Raw genomic sequence first — 13,280 nt, 5'->3', positions numbered from 1 at the left:
CCGGGATTGGTGCTACCGCAGGTACCGCAGATCACGCCAGATAGTCGGGCGGCAGACCCTGGAACATCGTCTTGCACATCCGCACCGCGTACTCCGAGCTGCCACCGCCCACGATCAGGGCCGCGAAGGCCAGGTCGCCTCGGTATCCGGCGAACCAGGCGTGGGACCCGCCGTCGTATTCGGCCTCACCGGTCTTCCCGCGCACGTCGCCGAACCCGTTGATGTCCTTGGCGGTGCCGTTGGTCACCACCAGCTGCATCATCGGGCGCAGCCCGTCGATCATCTTCTGCGAGATCGGGGCGCCCGCGTCGTCGATGGTCGTCTGGTGCCCTTCGATCAACTGCGGCACCGGCGTCTTGCCCGCCGCGACCGTCGCGGCCGCGAGCGCCATGCCGAACGGACTGACCAGCACCTTGCCCTGACCGAAACCGTCCTCGGTGCGTTCGGCGAGGCTCACGGTCGGAGGTACCGAGCCGGACACCGTGCTGATGCCGTCGACGTGGTAGTCGGGGCCGATGCCGTACTGCTTGGCGGCCTCATTGAGCGCCCGCGGCGGCATCTTGCTGGCCAGCTCGGCAAAGGTGGTGTTGCACGAATTGGCGAAGGCCCGTGACATCGGCACCACACCGAGGTCGAACGCGTCGTAGTTGGTGACGATGCGGTGCCCGATCTCCAGCGTGCCGGGGCAGCCGAGCAGGGTGTTCGGGTTGGCCATGTCGCGGTCGATGGCGCCACCCGCGGTGATGATCTTGAAGGTCGACCCTGGCGGAAACAGGCCGGTGGTGGCGATGGGCCCGTCGGCGTCGGCGGCCGCGTTCTGCGCGACGGCCAGGATCTCTCCGGTCGACGGCTTGATCGCGACGATCATGGCCTTGCGCCCGGTGGTGTTCACCGCGTTCTGCGCGGCGTTCTGCACGGCCCGGTCGAGGCTGATGGTGACCGACGGTGCCGGGTTGCCGGGTACCTCGTTGAGCACGTCGACGTCGACGCCGTTCTGGTTGACGGTGACGACGCGCCAGCCGGCCTGCCCCGCGAGGTCGTCGACCACGGCCTTCTTGACCTCGTTGACGATCGCGGGCGCGAACGTCTCGTCGGTGGGCAACATCTCGTCCTGCGGCGTGACGACGACGCCGGGCAGTGCGGCGATCGCCGGGGCCACGCGGTCATGGTCGGATTGGCGCAGCGTGATCAGGCTCAACGGCTGAGCCGACGAGCTCGCCTGTTCGGCCAACTGCTGGGCATCCAAGGTCGGGTCGAACGGACGCAGCGCGTCGGCCACCGCCTTGGCCGTCGACATCAGCGCGACGCCTGCGGATCGTGCGTCGAGCCCGTAGTGGTAGAGGTAGCCCGGCACCAGCACGTCGGTGCCGCCGTGCTCGTTGACCGACGCGCGGCGCGGCTGGTCGGCGCGCAGGGCGAAGGTCTGGTGTTCACCCAGCCGAGGGTGCAATCCTGTTGCGCTCCAACGGACTTCCCAGTGCCCCTCTTCGCGCACCATGTTGAGCTGGCCGTCGTAGGTCCAGGTGCGGTTCTTCGGCAGATGCCAGGTGTAGCGGTAATTCACGCTGCCGGTGTCTTGCGAGTACTTCGATCCGAGGATCTGCGCGTCGAGCCGGGTGGCCTGCAGTCCGGACCAGGCCTCGGTCAGTGCGGTCTTGGCCTCGGCCGGTTTGTCCGACAGTGCCGCCGCCGCCGCGGCGTCGCCGGTGGCCAGTGCTGCGAAGAACTTCTCGGCGGCCGGTTCAGGTCCGTCCGGTCGCGGCGTACACCCGCTGAGCGCAACGGCCGCCAGAACCGTTGCCACGGTCAGCAGGCCTGCGGTCCGTGTTACTGATGATGTTCGCGTTGCCATTGAGGCTGATGTTATGAACGTGCACACCGGAATGGTTGGAGGCGCACCGTAATCGAACCGAGACGCGCATGTGAGCCCACCGTTGCGACTGCCAAGTCGGGCGTGCCGCGGCTGGGACAGGTTGGAGCGCCCGCAACTCAGTCCATCAAGACGGTCGCGAAAACGCCGACCTGGTCGAAACCGATCCGCGCATAGGTAGCGCGCGCGACCGTGTTGTAGTCGTTGACGTAGAGGCTCGCAATGCGACCCGAGGCGACCACCGCTGCCGCCAACGCCGCTGTGCCCGCGGTACCCAGGCCGTGACCGCGCCAGTCCGGGCGCACCCAGACACCCTGGATCTGACCGACACCTGGTGACTGCGAACCGATTTCGGCCTTGAATACCACTTCACCGCGTTCGAACCGGGCCCAGGCGCGACCCGCGGCGATCAGCCCCGCGATGCGACGGCGATAACCGCGGCCACCGTCGCCCAACCGCGGATCGACGCCGACCTCACCGATGAACATGTCGACCGCAGCCACCAGATAGGCGTCGAGCTCGTCCATCCGCACGGGCCGCACCGCCGGGTCGATCCGGCACTGCGGCATGGCGGTCAATGCCAGTAACGGCTGCTGCTCGCGCACGTCGCGCGCAGTACCCCACACCGATTCCAACCGCTGCCACATCGGCAACACCAGCTGCGCGTGGCCCACCAACGACGAGCACCGGCGCGGCACACTCATCGCCTTGTCGGAGAACGCTTTGAGATCGTCGAGGCTGCCCCGCAACGGGATCAGGTTGGGGCCTGCGTAACAGAGTGATTCGGTGACGTGCCGCCGTGTCCACAGCTCGCCGCCGATCGCGCCCGGTTCGAGACCGAACTCAGCGACGCGGGAGGCCACCATGCACGATCCGACCGGGTCTTCGTCGAGCACCTGCAGCACGGCGGCGGCGTCGCGCGCCACCGATACCCGTCGCTCGTCGACAAGGCGGAAAATTGGCGGAGCCGACATCGGTGATTCTCTCTGCTCAACCCGGGCGGTGGTGACCCTGCTCACAAGGTCACGTTCAGCTTACGGTCACCACCGGGGAACCGCTCGCATCACCCGAACCCTGTTGCTCGGCAAGTCGCATCGCCTCTTCGATCAGCGTCTCGACGATCTGTGCCTCGGGCACGGTCTTGATGACCTCGCCCTTGACGAAGATCTGGCCCTTGCCGTTGCCGGACGCCACCCCCAGGTCGGCCTCGCGCGCCTCGCCGGGGCCGTTGACGACACATCCCATCACGGCCACCCGCAGCGGCACCTCGAGCCCGTCCAGGCCCGCGCTCACCGCGTTGGCCAGCGTGTACACGTCGACCTGCGCCCGCCCGCACGACGGGCACGACACGATCTCCAGGCCGCGCGGCCGCAGGTTCAGCGACTCCAGGATCTGATTGCCGACCTTGACCTCTTCGGCAGGCGGAGCCGACAGCGACACGCGGATGGTGTCGCCGATGCCTTCGCTGAGCAGCGCCCCGAACGCCACCGCGCTCTTGATGGTGCCCTGGAACGCCGGGCCCGCCTCGGTGACCCCGAGGTGCAGCGGGTAATCGCACTGCGCCGCCAGCTGCCGGTAGGCCTCCACCATGATCACCGGGTCGTTGTGCTTGACCGAGATCTTGATGTCGCCGTAGCCGTGTTCCTCGAACAACGAGGCTTCCCACAGCGCGGATTCGACCAGGGCCTCCGGGGTGGCCTTGCCGTATTTCTTCAGCAACCGCGGGTCGAGTGAGCCTGCGTTGACCCCGATGCGGATCGGGATGCCCGCATCGCCGGCCGCCTTGGCGACCTCCTTGACCCGGCCGTCGAACTCCTTGATGTTGCCCGGGTTGACGCGGACGGCCGCACAGCCCGCGTCGATCGCGGCGAAGATGTACTTGGGCTGGAAGTGGATGTCGGCGATCACCGGGATCTGGCTGTGCCGGGCGATCTCGGCGAGTGCGTCGGCGTCCTCTTGCCGGGGGCAGGCCACCCGCACGATGTCGCAGCCCGACGCGGTCAGCTCGGCGATCTGCTGCAGCGTCGAGTTGACGTCATGGGTCTTGGTGGTGCACATGGACTGCACGGCGATCGGGTGATCGCTCCCGACGCCGACGTTGCCCACCATCAGCTGGCGGGTCTTGCGCCGGGGCGCGAGCACGGGCGGCAGCGGGGCAGGCATACCCAAACCGATGGATGTCACAGTGCCTCTCCTACTGGAAGATGCTGAGCGGGTTGACCAGGTCGGCGGTCACGGTCAGCAGCATGTAGCCGACCACGACCGCGAGCACCACGTACGTGGCGGGCATGAGCTTGAGGTAATTGACCGGCCCGGCGGCGACCTTGCCGCGAGCCGAACGGATCATGTTGCGGAGCTTCTCGTAGGTGGCGACCGCGATGTGGCCGCCGTCGAATGGCAGCAGCGGCACCAGGTTCACCGCGCCCAGCACGAAGTTCAGCTGGGCCAGGAAGAACCAGAACGCCACCCACAGGCCCGCCTCGACGGTTTCACCGCCGATGATGCTCGCGCCGACGACGCTGATGGGCGTTTCGGGATCGCGTTGTCCGCCGCCGATGGAGTGCACGAGCGCGCCGACCTTGGTCGGGATCTTCGCCAGTGACTTGCCGAGCTCGACCGAGAGGTCGCCGGTGAAGGTGAACGTCGCCGGCACGGCCGTCAGCGCGTTGTAGTGCGTGGGTCCGAACTGGGCGGCGCTCACGCCGATGGCCCCGACCTGGGCCGGCGTGGCCTCACTCGAGCCGTCCTTGGCGATGAAGCGCTGAGTCTGGGCGACGTCGACGGTGGTGGTGAACGGCTTGCCGTCGCGTTCCACGGTGATCTGCGTGGGGCCGGTGGCCTTGCGCACGGCGGCCGCCATCTCCGCGAAGGTCTTCACGTCCTGGTCGCCGACCTTGACCACGGTGTCGCCGGGCTTGATACCCGCCTGCGCGGCCGGGCTCGGACCGATGCACGGTCCCTGCTGACCCTTGCTGACTTCGCTTGTCAGACAGCCGGTTTCACCGACGACGGCACCGGTTGGCGCGTGCAGGTTGGGCAGGCCCCAGACCACCGCGATGCCGTAGATCAGAACCAGTCCGATGATGAAGTTCATGGCGGGCCCGGCGAAAAGAACCGCGACGCGCTTCCACACCTTCTGCCGGTACATCGCGTACGGCCGGTCCTCGGGCGCGATCTCGTCCATGGACGTCATACCGGCGATATCGCAGAATCCGCCAAGCGGGATGGCTTTGATGCCGTATTCCGTCTCGCCCAGCGCGTTGGGCCGCTTGGTCGACCACAGCGTGGGGCCGAAGCCGACGAAGTACCGCCGGACCTTCATGCCGGTGGCCCGCGCGATCCACATGTGGCCGCATTCGTGCAGGGCCACCGAGACCAGGATGGCCAGCGCGAACGCCGCGATACCCAGTGCGAACATCATTTGTTGACGAGACCTCTTCTGGTGAATTCCCGCTCGACGGCCCGCTGCGCCTGCTCCCTGGCCCAGCGTTGTGCGTCGAGTACGTCTTCCACGGTAGCGGGTTCGGCGGCCCACTGGTCGGCAGCGTGCAACACGTCACCGACGGTTTGCACGATCGCCGGGAACCGGATACGTCCGTCGAGGAATGCCTCGGCCGCCTCTTCGTTCGCCGCGTTGTAGACAGCGGTCAGGCAGCCACCGCCTTTGCCCGCTTGCCGCGCGAGGTCCACGGCGGGGAACACCTGGTTGTCCAGCGGCAGGAACTCCCAGGTCGATGCGGTGGTGAAATCGCAGGCGGACGCCGCGCCGGGGACTCGGGCCGGCCAGCCGAGGGCCAGCGCGATCGGCAGTTTCATGTCCGGCGGGCTGGCCTGGGCCAAGGTGGAACCGTCGGTGAATGTCGCCATCGAGTGCACGATCGACTGCGGGTGCACCACCACCTCGATGCGGTCGTAGTCGATGCCGAACAGCAGGTGGGTCTCGATGAGTTCCAGGCCTTTGTTGACCAGGGTCGCCGAGTTGAGTGTATTCATCGGCCCCATCGACCAGGTCGGATGCTTGCCGGCCTGTTCGGGGGTCACGCCGTCGAGGTCGGTCGCCGACCAGCCGAGGAACGGACCGCCCGACGCGGTGAGCACGATCTTGGCGACCTCTTCAGGTGTTCCGCCACGCAGGCACTGCGCCATCGCCGAATGTTCGGAGTCGACCGGCACGATCTGGCCCGGCGCGGCCGCCTTGAGAACCAGCGGACCGCCCGCCACCAGCGACTCCTTGTTGGCCAGCGCCAGGCGGGCGCCGGTAGCCAACGCGGCCAGCGTGGGTTTCAGCCCGAGCGCCCCGACCAGGGCGTTGAGGACGACGTCGGCCTCGGTGTTCTCGACCAGGCGGGTGACGGCGTCGGGCCCGGTGTAGGTGACGTCACCGATCTGCGCCGCCGCACCCGGATCGGCCACGGCGACGCTGGTGACGCCGGTTTCGGCGCGCTGCGCCGCGAACAACTCCGGGTTGCCGCCGCCTGCGGCCAGTCCCACCACTTCGAAGCGGTCGGGGTTGGCGGCTATGACCTCCAGCGCCTGGGTGCCGATGGACCCGGTACTGCCGAGGATCAACACACGCTGCCGCGCCGTCTTCCCCTGGTCGCTTCGCTCCTGCCCGCCGGATTCCGTCACCGCTACATTGTGCCGCTCTGCAGGCGGCTCCCCCCAACGAGTCAGCCAAAATTCGCTTGCCACCCCGCTTAGGTTCGAGAAGTCCTGCTGCCTCTTCTCCGAATCGAGCATGTCCACGTTGCCCGCGTTCTCAGCCACCGTCACCGACTACTGGCGGTCATGTTTCACCGGAGACGTCCTGTATCGGGATGACGACCTGACGGTCGTCACCAACCCCGGTCTGGAGGACGACACTCCCGTCATGGTGCTCAAACCGGGCGACGGCGGCCTGCGGGCCGTCTTGACGCCCGAGCTCGCCGAGCTGGCCGCGCTGCGTGGCCGCACCTCGCTGTCGGAGTCGGACTTCAGAGGTAGCCTCGCGGCCGCGGGGATCACTCTCAACGGCGCCGACTACGTGTTCTACTTCCCGCCGTCGGCGGGTCACTCGTTGACCGAGGAGCGCCCGGACGTACGCCGTTTGACCGAGCACGACAGCGCGGTGTTCGCGGAGTTCGAGTCGGCGGCCTCCGAACGGGATCGGGACGACGCGTACGTGGAACTCGATCACTGGGCCGTGTTCGGGGCCTTCGAGCAGAACAAGCTGGTGTGCGCGGCGAGCGCGTATCCGTGGGGCGATGCCCGCATCGCTGACCTTGGCGTGTTGACCCTTCCGGCATTCCGCGGAAAGGGGCACGCCCGCAACGTGGTTCGCGCGATCAGTAGGTACGCCTTCGAGCAGGGATACGAACCGCAGTACCGCTGCCAGCTCGACAACGCCGGATCGGTGGCGGTGGCCGATGCGCTCGGCTTGCAGGCGTTCGGCACGTGGGAGGCGTTGTCTCCGGACTGCGAGATCGGGTTCGATTCGGGTCAGGGCTGACCTGCCGCGAGTGCCGACGGGTCGGCCGTCGCGTCGATCTTGAGTACCAGGCCGTTCCTGATTGTCAGGACGACCACGGCGAACAGTCGGCGCCGGGCGTACGCGAGCAGCACGGGCTCGCCCGCGGCGCCGCCGACCAGTGTGGCGCCCGGCCCGAGGTAGCGCAGCAGGTTGGTGGCAACGGCGTCGCGACCGTGGTTGATCTGCTGCGGCGGCGCAGGATCGGCCAGTACGGTGCCGACGCCCCACACGCTGGGATCGAGCACGGCGCCGAGCGCCAGGACGTCGCCGGTGGCGCACGCGGCGATGAACTTCTCCAGGACCACGCGATGTTCGTCGGCCGTGACACCGCCCGTCTCCGCGTCGTTGTCGACCCGGTGTGGCGTGAGACCGGCGAACTTGATCCGGGCCCGCCGGGCCAGTTGCCTGCACGTGCCGACCGGCCTGCCGACAGTCTCGGCGATCTCGTCGAACGGCACCGCGAACACGTCGTGCAGCACGAACGCGACCCGCTCCCCCGGGCTGAGCCGGTTGAGGACCTCGAACAACGCCGTGCGCACCTGGTCGTCGAGCGTGGCCCGGTCGGCCGGGTCGGGCTCCGAGGATGCCGTCGTCTCGACCGTCCCCGGCTGCTCGAGGCGCGCCCGCGCCGAGCGCACCTGGTCCAGGCACAGTCGTCCGGCGACCACGGTCAGCCATGCGCGGATGTCGTCGAGCTGGCCGGCGTCGGTGCGCGCCAGTCGCAGAAACGCTTCCTGCGCAACGTCTTCGGCCTCACCGATGTCGCCGAGCATCTGATAGCAGAGATTGATCAGGTACGGACGGTGCTCTCGCCACGCCGCTTCGACCACTGCGTCGTTCATGCCGTTACGACGAAATAGCGCGCCGGAAAGTTACGGGCGCTCCGCGGTAACTTTTCGGCGGGCCGCCCCGTCCTTGATCGCATGAACACCACAATTCTCGTCACGGGCGCCACCGGCAACGTCGGGCGTCCACTCGTGTCCGAACTCCTCAGCGCGGGCGCACGGGTCCGCGCTGTCAGCAGGCATCCCGACACCGCGGACTTTCCCGCCGAGGTCGAGGTGGTGCCGACGGCGGCGGCCGGGTTGTCCGGGGCCGACGCGGTCTTCCTCAATTCCCGCGCACTGGGCGCCGAGCTCGCCGCGACGGTCGAACAGGCCCGCTCCGCCGGGGTACGCCGACTGGTCGCGCTGTCGGCGATCAATGCCGATGACGACGATGCCCGCCAGCCGTCGCGGGTGCGCGGCGACCGCAACCGCGAGTGCGAACAGCTGGCGGTGGCGTCGGGCCTGGAGTGGGTGAGCCTGCGGCCGACGATCTTCGCGTCCAATTTCGCGGGTATGTGGGCGCCGCAGCTCGCCGCAGGGGATGTGGTGAGCGGGCCCTATGCCGACGCGTCGATGGCGGTGATCGCCGACGCCGACATCGCAGCCGTGGCAGCGGTCGCCCTGCGCACCGACGACCTTGTCGGGCAACGCGTTCCACTTACCGGGCCGCAGGCGCTGACCAACACCGAACTGGTCGCGGCCCTCGGCACGGCGCTGGGCCGGCCGCTGCGTTACCAGGAGGTGCCGCCGGCCGCGGTGCGCGAGCGGTTCCGCGCGGTCGGATTCCCCGCCGCGTTCGCCGACGCGTATCTGGCGCTGCTGGCCGACACCGTCGGCAGGCCGGCACTGGTCACCCACGAGGTGGACAAGGTGCTCGGCCGTCCCGCAACGCCTTTCGTCAGATGGGCCGCGGACCACCGCGACCGGTTCAGCACCGAGTAGAGGAGCGAACGATGTCCGAACCCACCCCACCCCGTTGGCTCAAGCCGATGAACAAGGTGATGATGGCGGTGCAACGCCTGGGGATTCCGACCGGGCCCGCCATGGTGCTGACCGTGCCGGGGCGCCGCAGCGGACAACCCCGCAGTACTCCGATGACCCCGTTCGACCACGACGGAGGCCTGTACACCGTGGCCGGCTACCCGGGGTCGGATTGGGCGGCCAACGCCCGGGCCGCCGGGGCAGGCACCCTCACGAGGGGACGACGGTCGCGCCGGGTCCGCATCGTCGAGCTCAGCCCCGAGGAGTCCCGCCCGATCCTGCGCACGTTCGCGGTGAAGGTGCCGGTCGGCGTCGGTTTCGCCAAGCGCAGCGGCCTGGTGGTCGACGGCACACCTGACGAATTCGAGGCGCTGGCAGGACGATTGACGGTGTTTCGGTTCGACCCCGACTAGGGGTTGAGTCAGGCAGGCGCGGACGTCGCACGGCGGATCGAGATGTCACCGGAGCCGGTGCGGGCGTGCACCATCAGGGTTTCATCGCCGGCGGCCGGTCCGTCGGATGTTTCCAGCCGGTTGTCGACGGCACCGGATCCGGTGGTGAGTTCCAGGCGGGCGGCGGTGCCCTCCGGGATGCCGACTTCGACCTCGCCGCTGCTGGTGTGCGCGTCGAGCGCACCGGCGGCGGCGACGGCGACAGTCACCGATCCCGAAGCCGCGCGGACCTTCAGATTGCCGCGCAACGTTCCGACGCCGAGGTTGCCGCTGGCCGCCTGGAATGTCACGTCACCCTCGACATGGTCGACGCGCGCATCGCCCGACGCTGTGGCGATGCGGGCGTCACCTACCAGTCTGCCGATTGCGATGTCACCGGATGCGCTGTCCGCCTTGATGTTCCCGGTCACGGTTCCGACGCGCACGTCGCCGGAGGCGGTGGCGAACCGGCAGTCGGCGTAACTACCGTCGGCCTCGATGTCGGCCGACGCCGCGGATACCTTCAGCCGGGACCCGGCGGGCAGTGCTATGTCGATGCGCACAGCTCCGCCGCGCCCGAGCGACAGGATTCGGCGGCCCGCGCTGACGCTCAGAGCGCCGTCGCGGTAGTCGACCCGTGCCTGTTCGGCGATCCGGACGTCGGAGGGCCGACTCGGGTCGCGGGGCGCCACCTCGACGATGGTGTCGTCACGGTCCGAGGCACGCACGTGGACGACGCCGGCCACCACCTCGACGTCGGCCGATATGGGTTCGGGTGTGTGAAATGTGGTCATTTCGATCTCCTATCGGGTCGGATTCAGCGGACCCACCCGCTGAAAGATCTGCCGCCACTGCGGGTTCGGCCGGTGGACCCGCCGAGCCCCGCGCTCACCGAGCGCACCAGCCACGCGTTCACCGAGATGCCCTCGCCGCGCGCCGCGGCCTCGACACCGGCGCGCAGATTCTCGGGAAGCCGCAGTGTCACGCGCCAGGTGCCGCCCGCGTCGTCGTCGGCTGCGTCGCCGACCGAGGGCACCGACGGCATGGCCGTGGGTTCGGGGACTTCGACTGTGAATTCCGGATCCCTGCCGTTGAGCCGGACGTGTACGGCTCCGGGCGCGAGTTCCCGGGTGATCTGTTCGGCGGCCTCGGAGAGCGCTTCGAGTAGCGCAAGCCGCAGGGCCGAGTCCAGCGGCGCGGTCAGCCGTTGCGCGAGCGCCTCGGCGTCGGCGCCGCCGGCGGCGGCCGCGACAGCCAATTCATGCCGGACGGCCTCCACATAGGGCTGCAAATCCATGGTGTCATGGTGACATCATTATGACGTCACCACAAGTGTCACATTGGTGCGCGGGGGCGGCGTACCTCTCCAGACGATTCGGTTCGGGCACCATCGGGGGCATGCCCACCTTGCTGTGGTTCCGGCGCGATCTGCGCCTGTCCGACCACCCTGCTCTGCTGGCCGCTGCACAGGACGACGCTCAGGTGCTTGCCTGCTACGTGCTCGACCCGCGGTTGATCGCATCAGCGGGGACCCGTCGCCTGGGCTATCTATACCGGTCGCTACACGAACTGCGGGAGCGCCTGGATGGCAAGTTTCTGGTGGTGCAGGGCAGGCCCGAGGAGCAGATCCCCCGCCTCGCCCGGGCTGTCGGGGCGGCCTCGGTGCACATTTCGCAGGACTACTCCCCGTTCGGGCGTCGTCGCGACGACGCCGTCCGAACCGCCCTCGACGATGTGCCGCTGTGTGCGACGGGTTCGCCCTACCTGGTGTCGCCGGAGCGCATCGGCAAACAGGACGGGACGCCGTATCAGGTCTTCACTCCGTACTACCGGGCCTGGCGCGACCACGGCTGGCGCGCCCCTGCCGCCTCGGGGCCCGATTCGGCGCGGTGGATCGACCCCGCCGGGCTGCCCGGCGCCACCGAGATCCCGGACATCACAGGTCAATCGGACGCCCCGGCGGGTGAGCGCGCGGCCATGGCGCAATGGCGGGCGTTCGTCGAGACGTGGCTGCCGAACTACGCCACCGACCGTGACCGCCCCGACCTCGACACCACCAGCCGGATGTCGGCTCATCTCAAGTTCGGCACCATCCACCCGCGCACCATGGCGGTCGATCTCGGCGCCGACGCCGACGCGTATCTGCGGGAGTTGGCTTTTCGCGACTTCTACGCCACGGTGCTGCACCACTGGCCCGAAAGTGCCTGGCAGAGCTGGAGCCCGGGCATGGCCTCGATCGAGGTGGATGACGGCCCTGACGCGCAGCGGATGTTCGACGCCTGGACTGCCGGGATGACGGGCTTCCCGATCGTCGACGCCGGAATGCGCCAGCTCTCCCAGACCGGGTTCATGCACAACCGGGTCAGGATGATCGCCGCCTCGTTTCTGGTCAAAGATCTTCACCTGCCGTGGCAGTGGGGCGCGCGATGGTTTCTCGACCAGCTCACCGACGGTGATGTCGCCAACAATCAGCACGGCTGGCAATGGGTCGCGGGGTGCGGCACCGACGCCGCGCCGTACTTCCGGGTGTTCAACCCGACGACTCAGGGCGCGAAGTTCGATCCCGCCGGGGACTACATCCGGCGTTGGGTGCCCGAGCTCGCCGAGGTCGCCGACGTGCACAAGCTCGACGCGGGACGCCCGGCGGGCTACCCGGACCCGATCGTCGACCACGCCGAGGAGCGGCGGGAGGCGCTGCGCCGATACCAGCAGTTGAGATGACCGGTGCCGGTCGACATACGACGCAGTGTCGTATGCCAGAATGTCTGCAGTCCCTGCCCGACTGTGAGGAGCAACCGTGGCCAGCACCGAAGTGGAGCGACACAACGGCGTCGACGTCGAGGACGTCCCGTCTGCGGCATGGGGCTGGTCCAAGGAGAACATCAAGGTCATCCACATCGGTGGGGTGCTCTCCGCACTCTTCCTGCTGGTGATGATGCGGGGCAACCACGTCGGTCACGTCGAAGACTGGTTCCTCATCGGGTTCGCCGCGCTGATCCTGCTCCTGGTCGGTCGCGACTGGTGGCTGCGCCGCCGCGGCTGGATCCGCTGACCTGACGTCGCGCGGCGGCATAGCGCCGCGTCGAGACCGTCTTCAGCAGACCGGGACCATATCTTCGGCGAGCAGGCCTGACGATCGGCCGCCCAGCAGCAGTGTCTCCTCCGCGCCACTGGCTGTGATCGAATCGCCCACTGCGGCAAGGGCATGCGCTTTGAATGCCTGCGCGGCCACGCTGAGCCGGTACGGCGTGGCGCGTACCCCTCCGCCGAACAGACCAGGTGCACCGGACCCCCAGAACGCGACCTCGCCGTCACCGCGCCGCATGGCCGTCAAGACCCGGGAGCGCATGTCACTGTCCGCGTCGAACAGCTCCGCCTCGACCACCGTCGTCACGATCCGCTCATGCCTGGTCGAGGGCCATACTCCGTCCGGCTCAACAACTTTGACGCCGAGAATGCGCAGCGCACGCTCGTCGCGATGATCCAGCAGCGCAACGGTGACGCCCCAGCCTGCCATTCGCCGGTCGAACAGCCAGCCGCCGATGCTCGCGACGACGTCGGCGGCATCACGGGCCAGCACGTTCAGTTCGTATCGCAGCGCCTGGGCAGCTCGCGCCCGTGGCCGGGACCTGGTAGCGATCGGCGTATCGAACAGCGTCATG

The 13,280-nt window shown here is 68.5% G+C and carries 14 protein-coding genes; 5 read left to right on the top strand and 9 right to left on the bottom strand.

What is annotated here, in order from left to right:
- Positions 1-31: 31 nt before the first annotated feature.
- The 5 genes from RMCB_RS10190 to dxr form a co-directional block, all read right to left on the bottom strand.
- Entirely contained in the window at positions 32-1,852 is a 1,821-nt protein-coding gene (locus RMCB_RS10190) for a penicillin-binding transpeptidase domain-containing protein (protein WP_062828692.1), read from the bottom strand.
- A gap of 137 nt (positions 1,853-1,989) precedes the next feature.
- Positions 1,990-2,844 (bottom strand): GNAT family N-acetyltransferase, encoded by an 855-nt coding sequence (locus tag RMCB_RS10185; RefSeq protein ID WP_029373321.1) that lies wholly within the window; start codon positions 2,842-2,844, stop codon positions 1,990-1,992.
- A 55-nt stretch (positions 2,845-2,899) separates the two neighbouring features.
- Entirely contained in the window at positions 2,900-4,033 is a 1,134-nt protein-coding gene (gene ispG, locus RMCB_RS10180) for a flavodoxin-dependent (E)-4-hydroxy-3-methylbut-2-enyl-diphosphate synthase (protein WP_062828691.1), read from the bottom strand.
- A gap of 31 nt (positions 4,034-4,064) precedes the next feature.
- Positions 4,065-5,291 carry a M50 family metallopeptidase gene (locus RMCB_RS10175; protein ID WP_062828690.1) on the bottom strand — a complete coding sequence of 409 codons (1,227 nt, stop codon included), beginning with the start codon at positions 5,289-5,291 and terminating at the stop codon, positions 4,065-4,067.
- Positions 5,288-6,499 (bottom strand): 1-deoxy-D-xylulose-5-phosphate reductoisomerase, encoded by a 1,212-nt coding sequence (gene dxr / locus RMCB_RS10170; RefSeq protein ID WP_062828689.1) that lies wholly within the window; start codon positions 6,497-6,499, stop codon positions 5,288-5,290. The genes RMCB_RS10175 and dxr overlap by 4 nt, the downstream gene beginning before the upstream one ends.
- Positions 6,500-6,617: 118 nt before the next feature.
- Here dxr and RMCB_RS10165 point away from each other — a divergent pair, with 118 nt between their 5' ends.
- On the top strand, positions 6,618-7,358 hold the full coding sequence (locus RMCB_RS10165; RefSeq protein ID WP_201028277.1) for a GNAT family N-acetyltransferase: 741 nt from the start codon (positions 6,618-6,620) through the stop codon (positions 7,356-7,358).
- Here RMCB_RS10165 and sigI read toward each other — a convergent pair.
- A complete protein-coding gene (gene sigI / locus RMCB_RS10160; protein ID WP_062828687.1) occupies positions 7,349-8,221 on the bottom strand; it encodes an RNA polymerase sigma factor SigI in 873 nt (290 codons plus the stop codon). The genes RMCB_RS10165 and sigI overlap by 10 nt on opposite strands.
- 81 nt (positions 8,222-8,302) lie before the next feature.
- On the opposite strand from sigI, the gene RMCB_RS10155 reads away from it, so the two are divergent.
- Complete coding sequence (locus RMCB_RS10155; RefSeq protein ID WP_062828686.1) at positions 8,303-9,148, top strand: NmrA family NAD(P)-binding protein; 846 nt, start codon at positions 8,303-8,305, stop codon at positions 9,146-9,148.
- A gap of 11 nt (positions 9,149-9,159) precedes the next feature.
- The gene (locus tag RMCB_RS10150; protein WP_062828685.1) at positions 9,160-9,600 is read left to right on the top strand and encodes a nitroreductase family deazaflavin-dependent oxidoreductase; all 441 of its coding nucleotides are present in this window, start codon (positions 9,160-9,162) and stop codon (positions 9,598-9,600) included.
- Between the two features lie 8 nt (positions 9,601-9,608).
- Here RMCB_RS10150 and RMCB_RS10145 read toward each other — a convergent pair whose 3' ends face one another.
- A complete protein-coding gene (locus tag RMCB_RS10145) occupies positions 9,609-10,412 on the bottom strand; it encodes a DUF4097 family beta strand repeat-containing protein (RefSeq protein WP_062828684.1) in 804 nt (267 codons plus the stop codon).
- Between the two features lie 23 nt (positions 10,413-10,435).
- Positions 10,436-10,915: a hypothetical protein gene (locus RMCB_RS10140; protein ID WP_062828683.1), complete on the bottom strand. Its 480-nt coding sequence runs from the start codon at positions 10,913-10,915 to the stop codon at positions 10,436-10,438.
- A 101-nt stretch (positions 10,916-11,016) separates the two neighbouring features.
- Here RMCB_RS10140 and RMCB_RS10135 point away from each other — a divergent pair, with 101 nt between their 5' ends.
- The gene (locus RMCB_RS10135; RefSeq protein ID WP_062828682.1) at positions 11,017-12,339 is read left to right on the top strand and encodes a cryptochrome/photolyase family protein; all 1,323 of its coding nucleotides are present in this window, start codon (positions 11,017-11,019) and stop codon (positions 12,337-12,339) included.
- A 76-nt stretch (positions 12,340-12,415) separates the two neighbouring features.
- Entirely contained in the window at positions 12,416-12,670 is a 255-nt protein-coding gene (locus RMCB_RS10130) for a DUF2631 domain-containing protein (protein WP_029373311.1), read from the top strand.
- Between the two features lie 42 nt (positions 12,671-12,712).
- Here RMCB_RS10130 and RMCB_RS10125 read toward each other — a convergent pair whose 3' ends face one another.
- Positions 12,713-13,279: a hypothetical protein gene (locus RMCB_RS10125; RefSeq protein WP_063979601.1), complete on the bottom strand. Its 567-nt coding sequence runs from the start codon at positions 13,277-13,279 to the stop codon at positions 12,713-12,715.
- Position 13,280: the final 1 nt, after the last annotated feature.

It is taken from the genome of Mycolicibacterium brisbanense (assembly GCF_001570425.1).
GTDB lineage: Bacteria > Actinomycetota > Actinomycetes > Mycobacteriales > Mycobacteriaceae > Mycobacterium > Mycobacterium brisbanense.
This window is presented reverse-complemented; position numbering and strand designations above follow the sequence as displayed.

What these genes read in the sequence shown, in the direction of transcription:
- RMCB_RS10175 (WP_062828690.1), bottom strand. Translation starts at nt 5,291, where the DNA reads ATGATGTTCGCACTGGGTATCGCGGCGTTCGCGCTGGCCATCCTGGTC.
- RMCB_RS10135 (WP_062828682.1), top strand. Translation starts at nt 11,017, where the DNA reads ATGCCCACCTTGCTGTGGTTCCGGCGCGATCTGCGCCTGTCCGACCAC.
- RMCB_RS10150 (WP_062828685.1), top strand. Translation starts at nt 9,160, where the DNA reads ATGTCCGAACCCACCCCACCCCGTTGGCTCAAGCCGATGAACAAGGTG.
- RMCB_RS10140 (WP_062828683.1), bottom strand. Translation starts at nt 10,915, where the DNA reads ATGGATTTGCAGCCCTATGTGGAGGCCGTCCGGCATGAATTGGCTGTC.
- sigI (WP_062828687.1), bottom strand. Translation starts at nt 8,221, where the DNA reads ATGAACGACGCAGTGGTCGAAGCGGCGTGGCGAGAGCACCGTCCGTAC.
- RMCB_RS10145 (WP_062828684.1), bottom strand. Translation starts at nt 10,412, where the DNA reads ATGACCACATTTCACACACCCGAACCCATATCGGCCGACGTCGAGGTG.
- RMCB_RS10125 (WP_063979601.1), bottom strand. Translation starts at nt 13,279, where the DNA reads ATGACGCTGTTCGATACGCCGATCGCTACCAGGTCCCGGCCACGGGCG.
- RMCB_RS10185 (WP_029373321.1), bottom strand. Translation starts at nt 2,844, where the DNA reads ATGTCGGCTCCGCCAATTTTCCGCCTTGTCGACGAGCGACGGGTATCG.
- RMCB_RS10190 (WP_062828692.1), bottom strand. Translation starts at nt 1,852, where the DNA reads ATGGCAACGCGAACATCATCAGTAACACGGACCGCAGGCCTGCTGACC.
- RMCB_RS10155 (WP_062828686.1), top strand. Translation starts at nt 8,303, where the DNA reads ATGAACACCACAATTCTCGTCACGGGCGCCACCGGCAACGTCGGGCGT.
- ispG (WP_062828691.1), bottom strand. Translation starts at nt 4,033, where the DNA reads ATGCCTGCCCCGCTGCCGCCCGTGCTCGCGCCCCGGCGCAAGACCCGC.